The 21,763-nt window shown below is 52.1% G+C and carries 18 protein-coding genes and 1 tRNA gene; 5 read left to right on the top strand and 14 right to left on the bottom strand.

From position 1 onward, the window contains the following. Window positions 1-51: 51 nt before the first annotated feature. Complete coding sequence (locus tag H142_RS13710; RefSeq protein WP_017930110.1) at window positions 52-1,371, bottom strand: DUF2336 domain-containing protein; 1,320 nt, start codon at window positions 1,369-1,371, stop codon at window positions 52-54. A gap of 111 nt (window positions 1,372-1,482) precedes the next feature. Between H142_RS13710 and H142_RS0100390 the strand changes: the two genes are divergently transcribed. Next, window positions 1,483-3,603, top strand: coding sequence for a S9 family peptidase (locus tag H142_RS0100390; protein ID WP_017930109.1), 2,121 nt, complete (start codon window positions 1,483-1,485; stop codon window positions 3,601-3,603). A gap of 12 nt (window positions 3,604-3,615) precedes the next feature. On the opposite strand, the gene H142_RS0100385 is transcribed toward H142_RS0100390, so the two are convergent. From H142_RS0100385 to H142_RS0100340, 10 genes are all read right to left on the bottom strand, one after another. Then, window positions 3,616-4,239 carry an energy transducer TonB gene (locus H142_RS0100385; protein WP_017930108.1) on the bottom strand — a complete coding sequence of 208 codons (624 nt, stop codon included), beginning with the start codon at window positions 4,237-4,239 and terminating at the stop codon, window positions 3,616-3,618. Window positions 4,240-4,369: 130 nt separating this feature from the next. Next, the gene (locus tag H142_RS0100380) at window positions 4,370-5,869 is read right to left on the bottom strand and encodes a tetratricopeptide repeat protein (RefSeq protein ID WP_017930107.1); all 1,500 of its coding nucleotides are present in this window, start codon (window positions 5,867-5,869) and stop codon (window positions 4,370-4,372) included. Between the two features lie 65 nt (window positions 5,870-5,934). Continuing rightward, window positions 5,935-6,561, bottom strand: coding sequence for an energy transducer TonB (locus tag H142_RS0100375; protein WP_017930106.1), 627 nt, complete (start codon window positions 6,559-6,561; stop codon window positions 5,935-5,937). Window positions 6,562-6,585: 24 nt separating this feature from the next. Beyond that, the gene (locus H142_RS0100370; RefSeq protein ID WP_017930105.1) at window positions 6,586-6,981 is read right to left on the bottom strand and encodes an ExbD/TolR family protein; all 396 of its coding nucleotides are present in this window, start codon (window positions 6,979-6,981) and stop codon (window positions 6,586-6,588) included. Window positions 6,982-7,037: 56 nt separating this feature from the next. Further along, window positions 7,038-7,454 carry an ExbD/TolR family protein gene (locus H142_RS13705; protein ID WP_017930104.1) on the bottom strand — a complete coding sequence of 139 codons (417 nt, stop codon included), beginning with the start codon at window positions 7,452-7,454 and terminating at the stop codon, window positions 7,038-7,040. Window positions 7,455-7,485: 31 nt separating this feature from the next. Further along, window positions 7,486-8,016, bottom strand: a complete 531-nt coding sequence (locus H142_RS0100360; RefSeq protein WP_017930103.1) for a MotA/TolQ/ExbB proton channel family protein — start codon at window positions 8,014-8,016, stop codon at window positions 7,486-7,488. A gap of 118 nt (window positions 8,017-8,134) precedes the next feature. Continuing rightward, on the bottom strand, window positions 8,135-9,499 hold the full coding sequence (locus H142_RS0100355) for a MotA/TolQ/ExbB proton channel family protein (protein WP_017930102.1): 1,365 nt from the start codon (window positions 9,497-9,499) through the stop codon (window positions 8,135-8,137). Between the two features lie 33 nt (window positions 9,500-9,532). Beyond that, complete coding sequence (locus H142_RS0100350; protein WP_017930101.1) at window positions 9,533-10,306, bottom strand: DUF3450 domain-containing protein; 774 nt, start codon at window positions 10,304-10,306, stop codon at window positions 9,533-9,535. A gap of 125 nt (window positions 10,307-10,431) precedes the next feature. Continuing rightward, window positions 10,432-11,241, bottom strand: coding sequence for a DUF3450 family protein (locus H142_RS0100345; RefSeq protein WP_083898892.1), 810 nt, complete (start codon window positions 11,239-11,241; stop codon window positions 10,432-10,434). A gap of 281 nt (window positions 11,242-11,522) precedes the next feature. Further along, window positions 11,523-11,596 (bottom strand) — tRNA-Gln (locus tag H142_RS0100340). 221 nt (window positions 11,597-11,817) lie between these two features. Here H142_RS0100340 and sppA point away from each other — a divergent pair. After that, window positions 11,818-13,599 (top strand): signal peptide peptidase SppA, encoded by a 1,782-nt coding sequence (gene sppA, locus H142_RS0100330; RefSeq protein WP_017930098.1) that lies wholly within the window; start codon window positions 11,818-11,820, stop codon window positions 13,597-13,599. Between the two features lie 95 nt (window positions 13,600-13,694). Here the strand turns inward: sppA and H142_RS0100325 are convergent, their stop codons facing one another. The 3 genes from H142_RS0100325 to H142_RS0100315 form a co-directional block, all read right to left on the bottom strand. Continuing rightward, window positions 13,695-13,991 carry a hypothetical protein gene (locus tag H142_RS0100325; protein ID WP_017930097.1) on the bottom strand — a complete coding sequence of 99 codons (297 nt, stop codon included), beginning with the start codon at window positions 13,989-13,991 and terminating at the stop codon, window positions 13,695-13,697. Between the two features lie 525 nt (window positions 13,992-14,516). Beyond that, entirely contained in the window at window positions 14,517-15,977 is a 1,461-nt protein-coding gene (locus tag H142_RS0100320; protein WP_017930096.1) for a tetratricopeptide repeat-containing sulfotransferase family protein, read from the bottom strand. A 96-nt stretch (window positions 15,978-16,073) separates the two neighbouring features. Then, a complete protein-coding gene (locus H142_RS0100315; RefSeq protein ID WP_017930095.1) occupies window positions 16,074-18,926 on the bottom strand; it encodes a TonB-dependent receptor domain-containing protein in 2,853 nt (950 codons plus the stop codon). 363 nt (window positions 18,927-19,289) lie between these two features. Here H142_RS0100315 and H142_RS0100310 point away from each other — a divergent pair, with 363 nt between their 5' ends. The 3 genes from H142_RS0100310 (at window position 19,290) to H142_RS0100300 (ending at window position 21,746) form a co-directional block, all read left to right on the top strand. Continuing rightward, entirely contained in the window at window positions 19,290-19,829 is a 540-nt protein-coding gene (locus H142_RS0100310; RefSeq protein WP_017930094.1) for a hypothetical protein, read from the top strand. 73 nt (window positions 19,830-19,902) lie between these two features. Further along, window positions 19,903-20,850, top strand: coding sequence for an ATP-grasp domain-containing protein (locus H142_RS13700; RefSeq protein ID WP_017930093.1), 948 nt, complete (start codon window positions 19,903-19,905; stop codon window positions 20,848-20,850). Continuing rightward, entirely contained in the window at window positions 20,847-21,746 is a 900-nt protein-coding gene (locus H142_RS0100300; RefSeq protein WP_017930092.1) for an MBL fold metallo-hydrolase, read from the top strand. The genes H142_RS13700 and H142_RS0100300 overlap by 4 nt, the downstream gene beginning before the upstream one ends. The last annotated feature ends 17 nt before the right edge of the window (window positions 21,747-21,763 follow it).

Below are 21,763 nucleotides of genomic sequence, written 5' to 3'. Positions count from 1 at the left end.
TGCGCCAACCCTAAAGGAGCGCGAATTGACTCATAAATTCTGGGGATAACTTTATCCGCGTTTATGTCCGAAAACCAGCGCCGCTGTGACCGCAGCTGCGCCGTGTTCCGACTCATTGGGGACAACGCCGCGCTTGATATATTGCAGGACTTCCGCATTTAAAGCACTGGTCAATGACCAGTTCCAGTACCTCAATACGGTCTGCGCCTTATCTGTTGATATGGAATCATAAGTTGCGATAATGGCTGCCAGTTCAGCGCTGGGAGTCTCCTCCGTTCCCGTATCGCGGCGCAATGCGCGCCACATCAATGTGAGATATCTACGCTTAAGCCCCGGCGCCTTGCATAATATGGCCAGCGCCTCACCCGTTTCATCGGACATGATCTGGGCGCCCGTCGCCGGCTTAATCCCGGACATGTGAGAAATTTCTTCGGCCATTTCCCGTGTCATGCCGTTTTCGGCAGCAAGCTCAACCGCGCTTTCCAACGACTCAAAGTCGCTACGTGCAATGGCGGCGCGATTGCGTTGACGCCGCTCTATAAATTGAAGCGCTTTGCGGACAGCCGCGTCATTCCACCCCTGCGCCGCGGCGACGGGGTAGAGGTCAAAACAGCTTTCCTGTAACACCGTGCGCGTCACGGCAAATCGGTGCAAAATAACCTTACGCGCCGCCTGGTCCGCCCACCAGAACATGGTCAGGCCGTGAAAGGGCCGTGTTTCGTCGCGCTTAATGAGCAGATTGACATAATCAGGCCTATTTCGCGACACGGTCATTATCCGCTGAATTGTCTTTTCACTGAAATTTGCACCCTTATTTTTGAGGAGCGTATTAATGACGTCTTCTTCCAAATATTCGGCAAGCACATCAACCACGGCATCTGAGAGATGACGGCGCAGCGCCATCATCTTGCGATGCTTCATGCTGACTTGACGGGCAATATGTATGAGGTCGCTATCGGTGAGGCTTTTGCTCTTCTCAAGGATGTGGCGCGCGACGCAATATTCGTCCTTGGCCAAGATTAGAAGGATGGTCCGCGGCGCTTCATTGAGCATAACCAAACGCTTGGCGACGGATTCGCGCATTGTCACATCCGCATCACGCAGAAGTTCGACTAAGACATCTCCGGCCATATAACGTTCTTGCGGCGTGAGCTGGCTGGCCGGAATGCATATGACATCAGCCAGGCGTTTAACGAGAGCCCGGCGCACATCCGGCAAGGCGGAAGGCTCAGCCTCATCAGTCAGATTGAGGGCGCCGCCGGACGGCGCTGGCTTTTGCTCTATAGGCAGCGGCTGCAATACGGGATGCGCTGGCGTGATCGGCGCAGCCATAGAGGCTTGCGGAAGCGAAGCTGGCAAAGGATTAGGCATAGGGGGCCTTCGAAGTTTGGTTAATTTTAGCCTATATGCGTTAACTAATCGTCACTTTCCTCGGTAAAATAAGGGGTTTAACCCACCCGTCTTTGTCGCCATACAGGCGCCATGACACATGACACATTCTCACTATTTGAGCTGACTGCGACAGCGCCGCGAGCACGCAAACAGCCTCTGTCCATTTGCCTGCACGGCAAAACACGTATTGATGATTATGCCTGGATGCGGGCTGATAATTGGCAAGAGGTGATGGCTGATGCGGCTGCCCTGCCCGCGCCAATCCGTGATCACTTAGAAGCCGAAAATGCCTATATGGAGACCGTAACCGCGCCGTTATCTGATTTGAAAACCGCCGTTTTCGAAGAGATGAAAGGCCGCATCAAAGACGATGACAGCAGTGTCCCCGCCCCTCATGACGATTACCTCTATGGCGCGCGGTTCCGGCCCGGCGATCAATACGGGCTATATTTCCGCCGCGCAAAAGATAGCGTCGATGATACCGTATTGCTTGACGCCGATGCGCTGGCGCAGGGGTGCACCTATTTCGATCTGGGTGATGTCAATCACAGCCCGAAACATGATTGGCTGGCCTATAGTCTGGATAAAACAGGATCGGAAGATTACGCCGTATATCTACGCAAGATTGACGGCGCAGAGCCGGCCGCTCTGGGTATTACCAAATCTACGGGAAACCTCATCTGGGCCGAGGATAACGAAACCCTGTATTGGGTAGAGCGTGATGATAATCATAGGCCGTGCAAAGTATACCGCCGCAATGTTCACACAGATGCTGCGCCCGAACTCGTCTATGAAGAAACCGATCCGGGATTGTTTGTGGGTATAGGCAATAGTGATGCACGCCAATTTATTGAAATCAGCGCCCATGATCATACGAGCGGCGAAACCCTCCTCATTAATGCCCGTGATCCACACGCCGCGCCACGCATGGTCGAACCGCGCAGCGCGGGGCATGAATACTCTGTCCATGATCACCCGGATGCATTTTACATAATTACAAATGAAGGCGGCGCGGTTGATTTCAAAATTATGCGCGCCCCCGCAGGACATCCGGAACGCGCCGCGTGGGAAGAGTTTATCCCTCACCGCCCCGGCACATTAATACTCGGCATTGAAGTCTTCCAAAACTTCATGGTGCGGCTGGAGCGCAAAGATGCGCTTCCTCAAATTATTGTCCATCATATTAACACCGGTGAAGAGCACGTCATCACATTTGACGACGCCGCCTATTCGCTCGGCTTCATGGGAGGATATGAATTTGACACGCCATGGCTGCGTTTCACCTATAGCTCTCCAGTGCAGCCCGGGCAGGTTATTGATTATAATATGGAAACGCGTGAGCGAATTGTTCGCAAAATTACCCAGGTTCCCTCAGGGCATAATCCCGACGATTATACATGCGAGCGCATCCACATTCAGGCGCGCGACGGGGAGAGCATCCCGGTCACGCTTCTCTATCGCAGTGGCCTGAAACTGGACGGCAGCGCGCCCTGCCTGCTCTATGGCTACGGCTCATACGGCATTACAATTCCTGCCAGTTTCAGAACCTCTATTCTGTCACTTGTCGACCGCGGATTTATATATGCCATCGCCCATATTCGCGGCAGTAAAGCCAAGGGCTATGACTGGTACCTGAAAGGCAAGTTAGAGACTAAGCAGGCGACATTTGACGACTATGTTGATTGTGGCCGGGCTCTCGTGGCGCGCGGATATACATCAAAAGGCCACATTGTGGCCCATGGCGGATCGGCGGGAGGGCTGCTTGTGGGCGCGGCGCTCAATCAGGCGCCCGGCCTGTTTGGCGCGGTCATCGGCGCCGTCCCATTCGTTGATGTCCTCACCACTATGAGCGATAAAACCCTCCCCCTCACGCCGCCGGAATGGCCTGAATGGGGAAATCCTGTCTCAGACTCGCAGGCATATGACCGCATTGCATCCTATTCACCTTATGATAATATTGTCGACGCCGCCTATCCGCCTGTACTCATTACCGGCGGGCTCTCCGATCCGCGCGTCACCTATTGGGAGCCGGCCAAATGGGCGGCCAAATTGCGCGAACACCAGACGGGCAAAGCCCCTATTGTGCTGAAAATCAATATGGATGCGGGACATCAGGGTGAGAGCGGGCGCTATACCCGCCTTAAAGAAGTGGCTCTGGAATATGCCTTTGCCATTGCCGCTATTGGCGCGCCGGAGACGCCTAAAGCTTAGCCCGCACCGTTATCATTCGGGAATAAGGCGGCCATTTTCATCATTCAAATTAAAACTCACCCGCGTTTCGATGGAGCGTGAGGATATTGCCGCGCCGCCGCTCACGGCCGGACGGTATCGCCAGCCCCCGACAGCTTTGATGGTCGGGCGCGTAAATATAGGCTGCGAACAATAAGGCGTTGAAATATTATACGGCGCACCCTCGGCGTTAACCTCGAACCTCACGATACAGTGACCGCTGCGCTCCGCCCGCGATGGCATTACCGGCGGCACGCGCACCAACGGTTTCTCTTCGCTATCCGGGGTGTAAATGACCGGCCTTAGGTCACTAATATCCGGATTGGGTATTATGGGAATAAGTTCAGTATATGTCGGCAAAGGCTCCGACGGGCGTATACGCGGCTGCCTGTCAATGAGCGGCGGCGGCGGCGGGATTTCGACATGATCTATTATCTTGAGATCAATCGTTTTTATGAAAGGATTAATATCCTCAACGACAGGATTGATCTCATATTTAAGGTCTTGTGCTGTGTCTTGCGGTACCCACTGCGCATCAATCAGTGCGGTCATTAACATAAATACACCGCCCGTTGCGAGCGCGGCAAAGGGTAAAACAATGACATGACGTTTAGACATAACTCCTCCTATAAATATAAGTTATTATATAACATAACATACATGATTGAAAGGAGATTCTGAATATTGCGGTTGAACCACAAAAAAACCCGGCGAAACCGCCGGGTTTGATTAAGCACTGTAAAGAAAGTTAACCTTCTTTTTTAGCACTTGTCCGGTATAATCTGTCGAACTCGGCTTTGAAAGGCTGGCATTTCTCGTCAATAACGACCTTACCTTCGTTCAGGAATTTCGAATTATACGCATTCTCGATCGCGCCGAAGCATTGTTCTTTCTCAACATTAAGTTCGAATTCACACCGGTCCGCGATTTGTCTTTCCTCGGCCTTGATAAATTGACGCCATTTTGCAGCATCGGATCCATCTCTCGTGCCGCTTGGGACATTACCAAAGGCGGCATAAGCTTTATCACGAAGAATCTTACGCGGCGCACTGGCCTTTCTCTGCTCCGACCAATCGCAACTAATGCGCTCTTCATCCTGACTGGATTCGTAAATGCAGGTCGCAATATAGCTCCACGCTTTACCGCGGTTATATCCCAAATCGATGGCTTTGCGGAACGCCGTCTCGGCTTTTCCGCATTGGGATTCATTTTTGAGCGCCTCGCCTAGCTGAGCGTAGACTTTCGAACTCCCGGCCTGCTGGGCGGCAGATTCCAAAATGGGTATGGCCCGCTTATATTCACGCGCTTGGCGCAAAAGGTCAGACAGAAGCACTAAGCGGTCCGTCGTGCGCGGCACTACACCAGCATTCATCTCCCGTTCGAGAATCTTCGCCGCTTGGAACGGCATTTCATAAAAAGAATAATATTGGACGATTTTCATCACGTCCTGCTCACTCTTCATTGCGCCGCCAAGATAGAGCATTTTGTTAATTTCAAAGGCATCCTGTTCGCGTCCGCCCTCCTGCATCATAGAGGCCAAAGTGTCCCATAATGTGCGGTCACCCGGATATCTATTGATCATTTGCAAAACAATATCGGACTGTTTGCCCTTCATTCCCAAATTATTGTAGAGGAAATTAAGAAGATCAAAATGCTTACGCTCTTTTGGGCTGGCTTCACGGAACCAGCGTTCGGCCCAGGGAAGGGCTTTGTTGTAATTTTCTGCCTGCACCCACGCGCCGACAAGCATATCAACATAAGCCGGTTTCACCGGATTACCCTGATTAATATAGTTCTCCAGCATGGTCGCGCCTTCAACGTGGCGGCCATTGGCAATGAGGAGTTGAGCAATATTCAAGCGAAGACTGGTCGCCTCTGCCGGTAATAAACCACCGGATGAAATTGAGCTTTCAAAGGACTGGATTGCGCGCGCATATTGATTTTGCTCATAATAAGCCGACCCCATCATCTGATGGATTGTGGCTTTTTCATAGGGATTGAGATCAGGAAGCGCTAAAGCTTCATTAAGCTTAGCAACGGCAGCGCCGTTATTATTGGCATTCATATCCTGAAGCGCCGCGTTCACTTTTTCACCAGCTTCAGCGCCAAATTGGCGACCTTCAGCAACAGGAGCCTCTTCAGGCGCATCTCTGCGGGCGCGCTGCGCATCAGCAGAGGGTGCCAGAGCCATGACAACACTGCCGCCCATAACGCAGGCCAGCGATAATGTTAAAAAACGGTTTTTCATAACGATGTTACCTTTATGTGGTTCACGACTGATACGCCGTGAAAATCTGAGAGGCGCTTGGCAGCTTATTCCGGAATGATTTTGCCGCGTTCATCGGCAAGTTGAAATGTGATTTTTGTTTCAACGCCGCGGCGCGAAATAGCCTGACCATCTTGCATTTTCGGGTTATATTTAAACTTCTCGACAGCTTTGACGCTATTGCGCTCAAACAGGCTTTGCGTGCAATAAGTCGCGACGACATTATAGGGTGATCCTTGCGGGCTGACATCAAAACGCATCCGGCAATGACCGGACTTTTCGGCGCGAGGCGGCATAGACGGCGGAATACGCACCAAAGGCTGAGCATCCCGGTCTGACACCGCAATTTTAAAACTTTGACGGTCGATTTTCGGCGCATCAAACTCAGGGATAGCACCCTCAAGTGTGGCAATCGGCTCATTAGGCTGTACAGCCTGTTGACGCTCAATTTGCGGCGGCGGCGGCGGCGTTGTTACGCGGCGCACTTCGTCAATCACAGTTTCGCGTTTGATAACTTTTAAATCTTCAACTTTTGGATCAATTTCGAACTTGGCAATATCGGACTTCTCTTGAGCTTCCCATTCACCGTCGATGAGAACCATCATCAGAACGAAGAGCAGGTAAGTCAGAACGGCAGCGATTGGAATGCCAATAATCCAGCGTGTAATATTCATAGTTTTGTTCCTTCGAACCTAAATCTACTCTTCGGTCTTAATGTAAACTTCAATACCCAGATCGACCATCATATCCTGAAGCCGCATAACCGTCCCCACACTGGCGTCGCCATCGCCTTGAATTATACCTTGGGCTTTAGGGTTTTCGTCACGCATGCCGCGGATAATCGGTTCAGCCTCTTCAAGCGTGTAAGGCGTCTTATCGATCCAAATTTCATCCTCAGAATTTACGGCAATCAAAATACCGGGTTTCCAATCCAGAGAGTCTGACGAATCGGGTATATTGGGATCAATTCCCGGCGTTTTAACAAAAACCGAAGTTACGATGAAGAAGATAAGTAGAATAAAAACGACGTCCAGCATGGGCGTCATGTTTAGCTCCATGCCGTCATCTTCTGTATTGCGTCTACGTCTAGCCATAATGTTACCTTATCACAATGAGCGGCGAAAGTAAACCCGCTGCTATACTTAACTGTCTAAATATCAGTAGCGGGAATGATTTCGATTTTGCTGTCAGTATTGGTCGAATCCAGATCTTCCTTGATGTCGACCATGATGCGATGCTTAGCGCGCTCATCCATACGCAGAATAACCGCAGCGCCGGCTTTTTCAGCGCGGGCTTTCTCGACCTGTAGCGGCACAGTGGAACAATCGGTTTGAATACCGTCCACAGCACAACCATTTACGCCATTTACAAACACGACGATAGCAGGCTTCGGTTCCGTCGGAATATCCTTATCCGGCGGCGGTGGGGGCTGAGTGAAATCTTTACCGGTTTCATCCAGAAATGTTGCGGTCACGATAAAGAAAATAAGCATGATAAATACGATGTCGAGCATCGGCGTCATATCAACTTCGGCTTCGTCGTTTCCGGATCCTCTACGGCGTCTCATAGTCTATCCTTCCAAAAGGCCGCGCAGCGCGCTAGCCGATTTCCAGTGAGTCAGCGAAGGTCGCGGTTTCGCGGCGTCCGCGGCGCTCAATGTAATTACTTAAAAACAAGCCGAACAAGGCAACGACCATACCCGCCATGGTTGGAATGGTGGCGCGAAATACGCCCTCAGCCATCAAACGCGCAGATGAACTGCCCGACAGCGCCATCACGTCAAAAACCGTGATCATGCCGTATACTGTTCCGAGCAACCCCAGCAAAGGCGCAATGGCAACTAGCGTTTTAATTATGCCGACATTGGCCTCGGTCTTAGCCTTCACTTCACTAATATATTCATCGCGGATAGCATGAGCGCGCCAGCTTTTATGCTCGGCGCGGTTCCGCCAGGCTTCACGCAGTCCACTGACAACAGATTTATGGGCCATGCTGTAATAGGCCAGACGCTCCATAACGAACGAGAACATCGCAAAGGCAGCGAGCGCGATAGCGAGCAAGACAGGACCGCCCTGATTGAGGAAGTTCTGTAAGCCTTCAATGGCAGTAACGGGATTAAGATATTCCATTTTTATCCTCGGATAACGGTGGTCACAAAACTCTTTTTACAAGGGTCGGAATGAGGCCTGCACCGTCAATGACGGGCAGTGCTATCGGGCCGGTTATTTACCGGCCCGACTGTTCGGATTAGATCCGGCGGTTTTCGATCTGACGAGCAACGATGCCTGCAGATTGCTCTTCAAGCGTATTTTGTACGCCGCGGGCAAGTGATGAGCAGAAGCTGTGCAGGATGAGCAGCGGGATAGCCGCAATCAAACCCAGCATAGTCGTCACAAGCGCTTCGGAGATACCACCGGCCATAAGCTGGGGATCGCCTGTGCCGTAAATCATCATCGCTTGGAAGGTCTTGATCATACCTGTAACCGTACCCAGCAGACCCAAAAGAGGGGCAATACCGGCAGCCAGTTTCAGAATATTCAGACCGCGTTCCAGCTTTGGACTTTCGCGCAAAATAGCTTCATCCATTTTGAGCTCGAGCGTTTCTTCATCACCGCCGCGGGCTTCATCAGCTGCGAGCATAACGCGGCCAAGCGGGTTCTTAGACGAGGCCTGAGCCGAGCGGGTTTGCTTGCGAACGGCTGCGGAGACGCCCAGAAGCATCAGAATACGCAGAAGTCCGAAAAGTATGCCGACCACGGCGAGGACAACAATGATCCAACCGATGATTCCACCCTGCTGAATACGCTCCAGCTTGTTCGGAACGCGCTCAAAGGACTGCAGCAGGCTACCGCGTGTCGGGTCAATCGGAGCCGCGACAAGGTCACCGGCACTAGCATTCGTAACCTTAGCAGCCGCTTTAGCCGGAACGCCGCTGGGCTGCTTCGGTAAAGTCGTTAAAAAGCCCGCTTTATCATCTTTCGGCGGAACATAACGCACGAAATTTGCGCCATCTTCTGTGAAAGCATTAAAGGCCCCAACGCGCATGACGTTAACATTCTCGCCCATATTGGCGACATCTGCCGTGAAAGTCTTGACTTCGCGCTGCGCTTCAACTTCTTGCAGCATAAGCTGCCAGATTTCATTAAGCTGCTCTGCGCTGGGAAGCGCCTCGGAATCAGCAATCGTGCCCAGCACAGCTGTCCGGTTGGGATACTCCGCTGTCACAATTGAGCTGTCCAGCAGCGCCTTAAATTCACCGGCTTTTGTACGGGCGAGACCAAAGACCTCACCAAATTCGCCTTGAGCCGTTTTCAATTCGCCTTTTAACGTTGCGATACGGCCATCATTGGCATCAAATGTGTTTTGAACCTGCCTAGCACGCGCTTCGAGCTGATTAAGCTCAGCCTTTGCACGGCCCAAAATTGCGGCTTGCTCGCTTCTGCGGGCTTCAAAGTCAGCCACGCGTTGACGGTTATCCTGTTCAGCCTGACGGGCATCTTGCCGGACTTTTCCAAGCAGATCATCAATAGATGTGATCTGCGCGCTGGCCGGGGTGGACATCAGCATCACACCGCCCATCGCCAGAGCAGCTGTTTTTACAAATTTATTCATGGAGTTACTCACTTTCTAAAATCTTCGCTCTGACTAATTTCCGCCGACAATAACAGGCGCGACAACCATTTCGGGAGCTGATTCTTTCAACGCCACACGCATGGCCCGACGCACACCGCCCGCTTCACTCGCCGTAATCGGCTCCCAACTTTGGGAAGCCGTATTAAAACGCGCCATTTCGCTCTCGTCTTTTGTGACATAGAGAAATGCGACGCGGCCATACCGGACAAAGTTTACAAATCTACTCGGATCGGAAGGATGGGCCCCCTCATATGCGTCTAATTGCTGACCATATGTCACTTCAATTTTATACGCATTGAGAATCTGGCGATATTGCTCTGCCGGAGACACAGTCGGATCGGACAGAAAGCCTTTTAGACGGGAAATGCGAGCGCGGCGCTCAGCCATACGGAACGGGAGATCGTTCTCAACCGCATCCTCAAGACCGACAACCATACGAAGCATCATCGGCGACATGTTCTGTTTGGTCTGCTCGACGGTTTCCAGCTGTGTCTGCAAAGACCGAAGCTCAGCCGCCTGCGACTCCAGATAGATATCCTGCTTTTTAACGAACAATTCGATATTGTCCTTCTGCTGCAGAACCGCAAGATATTCGCGTTTCATCGAGTCAGTGCTGTCATCGGCATTATCAATTGTTTTTTGCGCCGCTTGACTTTGAGCCGTCGAGCTTTTGGCCACACTTAGGGCCTGCTCTAGCTGTGCTGACGCCGGAGCAGCGGCTGCGAGCGTAAGCCCCAGCGTACCACATGCGATAAGCAAGCTTTTGGAATATGAAATCTTCAACATATCTTCCTTCCGATTTCGCGCGGGTTCGATCCGATACCGTTCCCGAAATTTCAGCGGTGACCCGCCAATACATTCAAGACCCGAAGGCCCTAAACCCTAAAAATCCGCCAAGCGGCGGACACAATTTATTCCCCTTCGGGAAGCCTGACATCAGCCGTAAGAACAGACGGAGCCGTTTCGCCGCGCGCCATGCGCACAGCAAAGCGTACATCATTAAGCTCTGACGCCGACAGATCGTCCCACATTTTAGTCTCGGTGTTCCAGCGGCGCCCGTAAGTTGCGTCCGTGCTGAGATAGGCCAATGACAAACGGCCGTAATGGACAAAATATCCGGTTTCAGGTAATAGCTTCTGTTCGCCGGTTAGGGGATCCATAACGGCAATTTGCGGCGCATCTGAATTTTCAGGCGCGTCCGGGTCATCTTCAAAAACAGGAACCAGGACCGGCGTCTCGCCCTCATTAAGCGGGCGGTCAGCCTCGTACCAATCTACGGTTTGGCCATATTCAGTTTCAATCTTGAGAAGACTCAAAAGGCTGCGATATTTCTCGGTCGGTGCAATCTCGGCATTTTCAACAGTTTCGCGCAATTTATCAAGACGTGCGCGGCGCTCTTCAATTCGAAAAGGCACGTCGCTATTAATGACGCGCCCGACCTGCGTGACGGCGCGCGGCAGCATCGCTTCAATATCCGCATTGGTCTTGGGGGTATTGGCGATAAGCGCTTGCAGTTCGGCAATTTTGCGCTCTTGCCCTGCAATATACATTTCTGTGCGGGCAATGTTAAATTTGGTATTCTCGATATTCTGCAAAGTCTGCGCATAATCAGCAGATAATGAGGCTGTTTGGGCCAAAGCAGAACCGGAAAGGAGGGGCGCAGCCGTTAAAAGCGCAACCGAAACGGCGCAAATGCGCAAAGCAGATGGGTGTAGCTTCACCTAATAAACTCCCGTTTAGCACCTCGTATCGGGTGCGTTTAATCTTATTGGCTATGTACGATACGTTCGACACAGCTAAAAAGTTGCAAAAACCTTAATGTTACACAATCACACCCAAATGGCTTTTACAAGGGGTAAGAATGTGAAATTTTTATAAGGCACTTCACAAAGAAGACGGAAGCTACACCGCGAAATTATGTTAATCAATCGTTAGAACGCAAAAAAAATAGCTAAATTCTAGCTTATTTTCTCAGACAAATAGTTGACATTAAACTGAAAATTGGCTGGGGCGGCTGGATTCGAACCAACGATCACGGGATCAAAACCCGATGCCTTACCGCTTGGCTACGCCCCAATCAGGCTTTCGTCATATAAATGACTGCGTCACGCAAATGCGTCATGCGAAAGTGGGCGGTGTTTATCTGTGCCACCGCGCAATTGCAACGCTTCAAATTACGAAAACGGCCAAAATTACAGCATTTATAAAGTGATAGCCCTATCTCGTACACCGGCGCTCTTGTCTCTGCCGCCCGGAACGCTATCTATAATGTATACATTCGCTTGAGAGAGATATTTATGCGTACCTTCCTGCTCGGACTGTTTGGATCCATCACCGGATTAATCCTATTCACAATTTTGTTCTTCGTGGTCATCTTTGGAACGATCGCCGCTATGATGGCGTCTTTTTCTACAGACAATGTAGCCACGGTTCCCAATCAAGCTGTTCTGTTTATCGACCTGACTGAACCGCTTCCGGACCAAACTGTCATAACGTTGTTCGGCCCGACCGGGACAAGCCTGGTGGAAGTCGTTCGTAAATTGGACGCAGCGCAAACGGACGACCGGGTGAAAGGCCTGTTCATCCGCGCCAATCCTTACGGCATGTCGCCCGCCGTTGCTGAAGAACTGCGCCTGTCGATTAAGGATTTTCAAACGGCCGGTAAGTTCGTGATAGTTCACGCGCAAGGATTTGAAGGTACATCCCCTTCAAATTATATGGCGGTGTCCGCCGCCGATACGATCTACCTGCAGGATACCACAACATTTTCTGCCGCGGGCTATCGCGCCGAAGTGGGGTTCCTCGGGGGCGTGTTTGAGAAATTCGATGCCAAGGCTGATTTCGTCCAGTTCTACGAATATAAAAGCATGGGCAATATTTATACTGAAGAGACATTTACAGAGCCGCACCGTGAGTCGACTTTGTCTCTGATCACCTCTCTCTATGATACAGTCGCGGCCTATACCGCAGAAGACCGCGCCAAAATCGCAACAGCCGCGCAGGCCAAACAAATCTTCGAAGGCGCGCCCTATAGCGCCGAACGCGCGCTGGAGCTGGGCCTTGTTGACGAGCTCGGTCATTATCACGCCGCCCGCGAAGCGGCCAAAACCCGGGCGGGCGAGAAAGGCAAATTTATGCCGATCGCGGATTACGACATTGCGTTTAAGTCCGGCGCGCCTGTCATTGCCGTCGTCGGCGGGCAAGGCGCAATTGTGACCGGAGACGGCGGCGCCGCTAATCCGTTCAGCCAGGAAACCCTGATTGCCAGCGACACCATGTCCGAAGCCTTAACCAAGGCCGCCGATGACAAAAACGTCAAGGCCATTATCATTCGGGTCGACAGTCCGGGCGGTTCGGCTATTGCGTCCGATCAGATTTGGGACGCGGTCAACCGCGCTAAAGCCGCCGGGAAGCCGATCATCATCTCTATGGGCCAGTATGCGGCGTCAGGCGGATATTATATCGCAGCCGGCGCAGACCGGATCATCGCCCTGCCCACAACGATCACCGGATCCATTGGCGTAGTCGGCGGCAAAATCGCGCTGGAAGGCACTTATGAAAAAGTCGGTTATAATGTCGAAAGCCTGTCTGTCGGCGGCGATTATACCGGCGTCTATTCAAGCGATGAGCCGTGGGACGTCAAAACCCGCTCCGCCTATGTCGATATGATGGAAGACATCTATGTCGACTTCACAAACCGGGTCGCCAATGGCCGTAATATTCCCATTGCGCAGGTGCGCGAAATCGCCAAGGGCCGGGTATGGACCGGTGAACAGGCGATGGAGATCGGCCTTATCGATGAATATGGCGGCATGAAGACCGCTATCGCGGCGGCCAAAAAGGCCGCGAATATCGACGCCGACACCAAAGTGCGTCTGCGCAAATTCCCGCCGGATCCTACGCCGGGCGAAGTCTTTGCCGAACTCTTCGGGGCCAGCGCCAAAATGGGCTCTGTCAGCTGGGCCGATATTGCATCGCAAATGGACACGCCGGAAGCGCAGCTATATTTGAAACTGCGCCGCGATCTCTTGCTGCGTCAAGACATGATGCTGCTCGCGCCGCTGCCGGATATTAAATAGAACTAAGCGATAAACCTTGTAATCAAGCCCCGCTCCGGCGGGGCTTTTTTTTAAAAATTTAATTAAACGGAAATTCCCAGGCCGCGCCATAGCGCTTATGCGGAATTTGCGCGCAAAGCCGCCTCGATCATCTCCCAGGTGCACCGCTCATCTTCACGCTCTTGCGCTGTCTCCCTCTGCGCAGGTGTCGGCTGCTGCCCGCCATTTCGAATATACCCGGTGATTTCGCGGTCAATGCGGTCAATTTCAGCGTCTATACGAAACTGCACCAGCCGCGCGCGCGCCGCGTCCAGCGCCGGATCATCATAATCCAGCGCCTCATTCGCGTCTTGACGGAAAGCCCGCTCATCTGACGATAAGCGGAGACGCTCCCGTGCCAATCTCGCTGTCATTATTTTGTCTCGAAGGCGCGCGAGACGGGCTTTTGAGCCCAGTAGTGGTGAATTGCGGGGCATTTTATCTCATTTCAAACAACCTTAATAAGTAGGTAGGGCGTCCGTGCGGGCAATTCAGAACCGGAAAATTACCGGAAAGGTTAGAGGTTTCGTTCTCAATCACCTTATGCGCCCGAAGACCCATAAGAGGTTCATTGACCCGAAGGCCCGGTGAACCACCGCACGGCGACATTGCTGCCAGCGGCCATCGGTGAGTGTTCATCACCATAGCTCTCACTGGCGGGGCTTTGTGTGAAACGTTAGATCACACGCCATCCCATGCCGCCCGATCTCCAGCCAGCCAACGTACGCTTGCCTGCCCTGTGAGATAAGGACAGTTTGAATATAGATCAGGTTTGAGAGGCGGGGATTGTTTTTTGTTTATCCACAGCTTCAGAGCGCCTAAACCCCGTACCGGATGACGGATGGGGTGAGTTTTGGATAATGTTTATCCACACTCCAAAAGTGGATAGCTTAATCTGTCTAATTTGTATGTTCAGACAATGCGGTTATCCCGTCGCGCTCTTTATCACTCATTGCGGGGAGAAACCTTTGCCACGCCGCAGTGTCAGATGCAGTGATAGGTTTGCGAATTTGCGCGGCGCTGAACGTCGGCACATGAGACCGCGCCGACGGATCATTAACGGCGCGGTCATCCCAGACAAGTCCGAGCGATTGGGCCAGAGCTTTGCCGTTGGCTGCCGGATTGAGCGTAAAGGCATCAAAGTCTATATCCACAACATCCAGACCGGCCGCTTTGAACTGATCTACAAGGCGCTTGCGTAACGCCAAAACACCGAGCGCGCCAGAAAGTGTATATGTCTCAGGAAACACGGCAGTTAACGGGTGAAACAATTGTGATATAGCCACATTCCCACAGCTTCTGCGCACATTTAGGAAACGCGAATGGCTATGAATTTTAGAGATAAGAGGCGCGATGAAAAAATTATGCGGCGTCTTATCTATGATGTGGCGGGTCTCAGATTTTCCGATACGGGCTAATCCGGCCCTATCAGACTTTTCAAGACCCCGCTGTTGCTCCGGGGTAAAAGCCTTATCCGGCGCATCGCAAACCGCATTAAGGTGCGGCGTTAATGCGGCTCTCTCCCCTGCACTATCCACATTGGGAAGAGACGCAAGAATTGACAAAATAAGTGAACTTCCGCTGCGCGCCGCCCCCATCATATATATATGCTCTTGAGGAGACTTCGGCAGACCCGGCAAGGAGTCGGCCAGCAAATTAGCGCGCTCTGCACGCCGTGTTAGGCTGCTGATCCGCGCATCTGATGCCTCTAGGCTCATATCGACATGTCTCTGCAAAGCGAGAAGTTTATTGGCGCGGCCTTGCAGCTCCCACGCCCGGACATAATCGGCCTGTTTATCGAAATAACGGGCAAGTGAGAACAATATGAGCGGCTTTTGCAGATCTTCGTCGCTTAGTCTTTCTGCAATATGTTCAGCTTTTTTTACAAAACCGCCACCTTGCGGGAGCGGCAAATTGAGCCGGGCGGCTATCAGCGCTGCGTTGTTTTGGGTCTGTGCAAGCGCATTATCTAGACTCTGCGCGGCAGCGTCTAAACGGCCTTGTGTTAAAAAGATTCGATAGGCCGTCAGCGCAACATCCGGATTTGCGGGAGATGCGGCGAGAGGCGCCTGAATGGCGCGGAGCGCAAAATCATAATCAAGCAGATCACAGGATAATTTAGCCTGCATAAGATCGGTTTGCAGGGTCGGCAGTGCGCGGGTTTGAATAAGCGCGGCCAAACTGTCTTGCGCGCCAAACAAATCTCCGCTTTGCCACTGCAAGCCTGCTTTAAACTGTAGCAAAACGACGGAATTTACATGCGTTTTCAGTCCGGCATTTAAAATTGAAATGGCATCGGAGATAGCTCCTTGAGCGGCAGCCCATTGGGCTTGCTTCAAAATTGTGTCGAGACTGCTCATATTGTCCCATATCCAATCCGGGGCAGGTCATGCAACCACAAATAAAAAAGGCGGGCCAAGAGGCCCGCCTTTTAAACTTTATAAGCAAGCTTACGACTAGAAGCGCGTTTTCGCGTTCAGGAAGTAAGTCCGTCCAAAGACGTCATACTGGTTAGGGTATGTGTTGGCTTGCTGATCATTGTCACCAATAACGGGCGGGCTCTCATCAAAGATGTTGTTGATACCAAACGTGAACGCGAGGTTATCAGACACATCAAAGGTTGTTGACCCATCAAAGTAATGTGTTGTGTCAATAGATTCGACAGTGTTGATTGCGCTAGGATCGTCGTCATCAACTTCACCGACTAAACGCCATGCGAGCTGTGTTGAGAAACGATCTGTATCCCAGATGGTTGTCAAACGGTGACGATAACTCGGATCCGGTGTTCCACAATCAACGCCGAAATTACCCGCGCACTCAATGGGGTCAGCGCCGTCAAAAGCAACAAAGTCGTTTTCTTCAACAAATGTACCGAGATACGTAAAGCGCAGCGCGCCAAAGTCGTTGCCGAACACATCAGCAGTTTCCATGGAGTAGTTCGCGGCAACGTCAATACCTTTGGTCGTGATTTCCGCAACGTTCTGGCTCAGAAGAGAGACATTGTCGATTGAACCGTTACCACGGCGCGTAATCGCATTACAGAACGCCGAACCAACGCCGCCGGCCGGATCAGTATAACATGTTGACAGAACATTGTTAGTACCGCCGCCAAATTCAGCGATCGCATCTTGAATTTTGATGTCATAGTAATCGACAGAGAGGGTCAGGCCGGAAACAAATGTCGGCGTAAAGACGGCACCAACTGTAAAGGTCTCAGCTTCTTCATTTTGCAGATTGGGGTTACCACCGGTTAGGGTACGAACCTGTCCGGAGATAGCATTGATGTTGGGAGAGCCAACAACAGAAGCGGGAACACCAGTTGCGATACAAATTGCGGTCGTCGCCGCATTAGGATTACCTTCAGCCGCACATGGATCGCTACCGCCCGGGAAGTTTTCGCCTTGAGGGGAGAAAAGCTCGCCAATGTTTGGTGCACGAACCGCTGTGTTGTAGTTACCGCGGAAACGGATTTGGTCATTAACTGCCCAATCACCACCGATTTTATAAGTGTTTGACTTACCGGTCGTGGAATAATCGGACAAACGACCAGCCAGATCCAATGTGATAGACTGTGCGAAGGGCATATCCCGAACCAAAGGAACGGAAAGCTCACCATAGGCAGAGTAAACGTCATATTTACCATTTACAGCCGGAGAACCGTTAAAGCCGGCGATTGTTGACGCTGCAATATCCTGAGACGGAGAGAAGTCAAATTGATTTTCGATATATTCGAAACCGAAGGCTGCGCCGATTGAACCGGCATTGAAGACTTCAAAACCACCGAGATCACCAGAGAAGTTAGCCTGAACGACTGTTTGGTCAAATGTCGCACGCGCATTCGCCGCTGTACGCAGATAAGCCGCAGATTGCTCAGAAATATTGCCTGCACCGAAAATGTTCATCGGCGTACAAGCAACAGTTGATCCGCCCGGATCAGCAGCACACGTAGCATTGCCGTTAGCGTCAAGATCAACGTTACCATCACCATCAGCGTCAGCCAAAAGTAGGCCGGCATCATAACGAGAGCGGTTTACGTTACCATTTTGCTGTTGAGAGCGTAATGTGCGGCCTTCGGACATTGAAACGTCATAATCCCATCCGTCGATCCAAGTTTCGCCGCGGATACCGAATACAGCTTGAAGGGACTGGTTGGTGTCAACGGACTGACGGTTACCGACTTCGACAAGACGGCGACCAAAGAAACTTGTCGCTGTATCGTCAATGCCATCACCATCTGTATCAACGCCGTCACCAGCACCGGCAGAGATAATTCGCTGGGTTGCCGCTGGAAGGAAAGGGTTGCCATCCAAAGAGAAGGTTGACGATTGGAAGATCGGCGTTGGCGCCAATTCTGAGTCAACTTCATTTGTTGAGAAGCTAAAACGACCATAAACTTCAGCATGCTCGTTAATTTCGTAACGGGCCAAAGCTGTGGATGCGATGCGCTCTTGAGGCAGTTGCAAGAAGTTTACAGGGGCATAGTTGTAGAAGTCATTAACCGCGCCGGCTGTTACAAACGGACGAATTGATCCGTCGGGATTAAACGTGCCCGTGGCAACAGTCCCATCGGGAAAAGTATACCCATTGAAGCTGCGCGTACCGGGAACACCGGATGAACCGCCAGGGATAAGGCCGCCATTGCCGTCGTCGAACAATGCCGTCTGTGAGAATTCACGGTCCCCTTGGAGCAGAGACTCACGATTAGCATAGCTTACATTCAAAGCCACGTTACCGCGGCCACCATCAAGATTAGCACCCATTGTAACGGATGCGTTAAACAGACCAGCATCGCCCTGTTCAGTCATCTGATAACCAAGATTGGCCTCAAGACCTTCAAAGCTGTCATTATAGATAAAGTTGACAACACCGGCAACAGCGTCAGCACCATATACAGAGGATGCGCCGCCTGTGAGAACTTCGACACTTGAGATGAGGGCAATCGGAATAGTGTTCAGGTCAACAACGCCGGCCGACGAGAACGGTACAGCGCGCTGTCCATTCACAAGAACCAGCGTCCGGTTGGAACCCAGACCGCGAAGGTTGACTGTGGCAGAGCCGTTACCTGGGTTGTTTGACGTACGGTCAAGACCCGGGACAGTTTGCGGTAATGTGTTCAGCAGGTTTTCTGTGTTCACAGAGCCTGTGCGCTCGAATTGAGCCGCTTCTACGGTGGCGACAGGAGCGTTGGATGTGAAGTCTTTCTTCTTAATCCGTGAACCTGTTACGACGATTTCGTCATTGCCTGCATCCTGTGCCATGGCGGGAACGGCAAAACTGCCGATGAACGCGCCGGACAACAGTGTCGTCATAAATAGACGCTTTTTGTTGAGAGTAGTCACTATATAAACCCCTTAAATTGGTTTGTTTTCACCTATGAGCGTTTCTCATAGATTCAAAGTATCGACTCGGATTGGATTTCGAGCCATTGCGCGGGGAGTATCCCCAGCGCCAATTCTATTCAAGTATATATGTAACGAAATTGTCACAAATGATGCGATTAGCCGCCACATGTTGCAAAAATGTACCAAAGTCTTAAGATTTGCCTTATGTACGGCACAATTCATGCCCTTTTCGGGCGCAATTCGTATAAATCTGCTCTGTAGATAGACATTGACCCGGGTGGGGATGGTGGTGTTGTCTCATCATCAGAATTTAGCCGCATTGGAGATTATATGCGTTTTGCCGTCATCGCTCTTTCCGCCAGCCTTCTCGGTCTGTCCGCGCCGTCCGTCGCGCAGATATCGGCCCCGACACCCGAAGTGCTGACGCAGCTTTATAAATGTAAAGAGCTTACGAATGACGGCGCGCGACTGGCCTGTTATGATGCCGGCGTAGGCCTAGTGGAGCAGGCTCAGGAGACCGGGGATCTGGTCGCGATTGACCGTGAGGCCGCTGAGGGTATTAAGCGTGACAGTTTCGGATTTAATATTCCCAGCCTGCCCAAATTGGGCTTTCCGTCGTTTGGCGGGGATGATGACGCCAAAGACGATGTGACCATTGTGGCGATCACGCGCACCAAAACCAAAGCCCGTGGCGATTATATCTTCTATACGGAAAACGGTCAGGTCTGGGAACAGGTTGACGGCCGCAGCCTGCGCCGCGCGCCGCGGGGAAACGATAATCAGCTTCATATTCGCAAAGCCGCAATTGGCAGTTTTCTGGCACAGGTCAACGGTACCGGGCCCGGCATTCGCGTGCGCCGCGTCGAATAGACTTCACTCAATTATGATGGCGACGTGACCGTGTTAAGGTTGGCGTCGCGGCCAAGCGCCGTTAAGAGCGGACATGAGACCCTGGTGGACAGATTTCCAAATCGACCGCGGCTGCGTCTATGTGCGCGCAACCGACACATATGTTCCTATCAGTAGGAGCAATACCCGAAGCGTGCTGCGCTGGTTTCTATTTTATGTCTGCGAAAAAGCGCGGGCCTTGCCCCAGACGGTCAAGCGCCCCGCATTTTACATCTATTGCCGCCCTGCCCCGCCGCGGGCCTGGTATGTATTCTGGGCAGCCGCCCGCCGCGCCAATATCGACATTTATGCCCGTCCTGACGAAGCCGATTGCGTCTTTTATTTTGAGGACGCAACTCGCGAGAGCGCCGCGCCGGAATTCGAGGATATATTGCCGGGCATAAATGCAGACTGCACCGATATTTCCAAATCAAAAGTCGCGGCTGTATTCGAGTCGGTGTTTGGGTACAGCCTGACTGTCACGCCATCATTACATACCGGCCCTATGGTCTGTAAGAGCGAGAAAAACGGCGCGCATGACGGCGGCATCGTCACCGGCCCCGTCGCATCTTCCCCCGGCCGGGTTTACCAGCGTTTGATCGATAATATGCAAGGGCAAGAGGTTGTCGACTTACGGTGCGCCACAATCGGCGGGGACATCGCGCTCATCTTTGTAAAGCGACGCCCTGTCAGCAATCGATTCGCTAATGATAATGCGTCTTGCCAAATTGCGGATCCAAAAGACTGGTTATCACAAACCGAACGCGAACAGCTGTCAGAGTTTTGTGCTAAGATGAAGCTTGATTTTGGAGGTATAGATGTACTGCGCGACCGTGCAGACGGGCGCATCTACGTCGTCGATGTCAATAAAACCGATATGGGCCCGCCCGCTATTTTACCGCTGAAAGAAAAACTGCGCAGCACGGACATCTTGGCAAAGGCGCTGAAGCGCCACATAAAAACGCTCATAGAGAAAAAGAGCAGAACTGGAGAGGCAAAATGAGCGGCATAAACTTTATAAAATCATTCGACTTTGAGTATGGAAAGCCCGCGCAACTCTCCCCGCTCGTGCGCCGGGTTGTGGCCGATAATCCCGGCCCGTTCACTTATACCGGTACCGGCGTTTATATTGTCGGGACGGACGAGGTCTGCGTGATTGATCCGGGCCCGACAAGCCCTGCCCATATGGCCGCGATTGACGCTGCGCTCGAGGGCTGCACAGTCAGCCATGTTCTGGTAACCCATCACCATATCGACCATAGCCCGCTCGCCGCCCCGCTCGCAAAAAAGCATGGCTGTAAAGTCTATGGGTATGGCCTGCAGAGCCCCTCGCCCCAAGATGGCAAGACGCGTTTTGAAGCCGGAGACGATCTGTCGTTCAAGCCTGATATTCAACTGGCCGATGGCGACCTCATCAAGGGTCGGGATTGGACGATTGAGGCCCTCCATACACCCGGCCACACCTCCAATCATATGTGCTACGCCCTGAATGAGGAAAACCTGCTGTTTAGCGGCGATCATATTATGGGATGGTCGACAACGGTCATCAGCCCGCCGGACGGCGATATGGCGGATTATCTGCGCAGTCTAGAGCGCGTGCTTGAGCGCAATTTTGATATCATCTGGCCGACTCACGGGCCGGCTATTCGCGACGTACAGACATTCGTTCAGTCCTATATCGACCACCGCCACACACGCGAGGCCCAAATATTGGACTCGCTATCACGCGGTCGCAGCCAGATTATGGATATCGTCCCTGAACTCTATGCCTATATCGACAAGCGGCTTTATCCGGCCGCCGCCCATAGCGTTTTGGCCCATCTCATTCATTTGGTCGAGACAGGCCGCGCGCGCTGCGACGACGCAGCCGGCCTGCACAGCAATTACTTTCCTGTTTAACGGCACCATTTTTATCG

This window comes from Robiginitomaculum antarcticum DSM 21748 (genome assembly GCF_000365025.1).
Taxonomy (GTDB): Bacteria; Pseudomonadota; Alphaproteobacteria; order Caulobacterales; family Maricaulaceae; genus Robiginitomaculum; species Robiginitomaculum antarcticum.
This window is presented reverse-complemented; position numbering and strand designations above follow the sequence as displayed.

Bases quoted from the DNA above. Each gene is read 5' to 3' on its own strand.
- H142_RS0100355 (WP_017930102.1), bottom strand. From the start codon at position 9,499: ATGAATAAATTTGTAAAAACAGCTGCTCTGGCGATGGGCGGTGTGATG.
- sppA (WP_017930098.1), top strand. From the start codon at position 11,818: ATGCGTACCTTCCTGCTCGGACTGTTTGGATCCATCACCGGATTAATC.
- H142_RS0100350 (WP_017930101.1), bottom strand. From the start codon at position 10,306: ATGTTGAAGATTTCATATTCCAAAAGCTTGCTTATCGCATGTGGTACG.
- H142_RS13710 (WP_017930110.1), bottom strand. From the start codon at position 1,371: ATGCCTAATCCTTTGCCAGCTTCGCTTCCGCAAGCCTCTATGGCTGCG.
- H142_RS0100380 (WP_017930107.1), bottom strand. From the start codon at position 5,869: ATGAAAAACCGTTTTTTAACATTATCGCTGGCCTGCGTTATGGGCGGC.
- H142_RS0100375 (WP_017930106.1), bottom strand. From the start codon at position 6,561: ATGAATATTACACGCTGGATTATTGGCATTCCAATCGCTGCCGTTCTG.
- H142_RS0100390 (WP_017930109.1), top strand. From the start codon at position 1,483: ATGACACATGACACATTCTCACTATTTGAGCTGACTGCGACAGCGCCG.
- H142_RS13705 (WP_017930104.1), bottom strand. From the start codon at position 7,454: ATGAGACGCCGTAGAGGATCCGGAAACGACGAAGCCGAAGTTGATATG.
- H142_RS0100320 (WP_017930096.1), bottom strand. From the start codon at position 15,977: ATGAGCAGTCTCGACACAATTTTGAAGCAAGCCCAATGGGCTGCCGCT.
- H142_RS0100300 (WP_017930092.1), top strand. From the start codon at position 20,847: ATGAGCGGCATAAACTTTATAAAATCATTCGACTTTGAGTATGGAAAG.
- H142_RS0100310 (WP_017930094.1), top strand. From the start codon at position 19,290: ATGCGTTTTGCCGTCATCGCTCTTTCCGCCAGCCTTCTCGGTCTGTCC.
- H142_RS0100370 (WP_017930105.1), bottom strand. From the start codon at position 6,981: ATGGCTAGACGTAGACGCAATACAGAAGATGACGGCATGGAGCTAAAC.
- H142_RS0100360 (WP_017930103.1), bottom strand. From the start codon at position 8,016: ATGGAATATCTTAATCCCGTTACTGCCATTGAAGGCTTACAGAACTTC.
- H142_RS13700 (WP_017930093.1), top strand. From the start codon at position 19,903: ATGAGACCCTGGTGGACAGATTTCCAAATCGACCGCGGCTGCGTCTAT.
- H142_RS0100315 (WP_017930095.1), bottom strand. From the start codon at position 18,926: ATGACGACACTGTTGTCCGGCGCGTTCATCGGCAGTTTTGCCGTTCCC.
- H142_RS0100385 (WP_017930108.1), bottom strand. From the start codon at position 4,239: ATGTCTAAACGTCATGTCATTGTTTTACCCTTTGCCGCGCTCGCAACG.
- H142_RS0100325 (WP_017930097.1), bottom strand. From the start codon at position 13,991: ATGACAGCGAGATTGGCACGGGAGCGTCTCCGCTTATCGTCAGATGAG.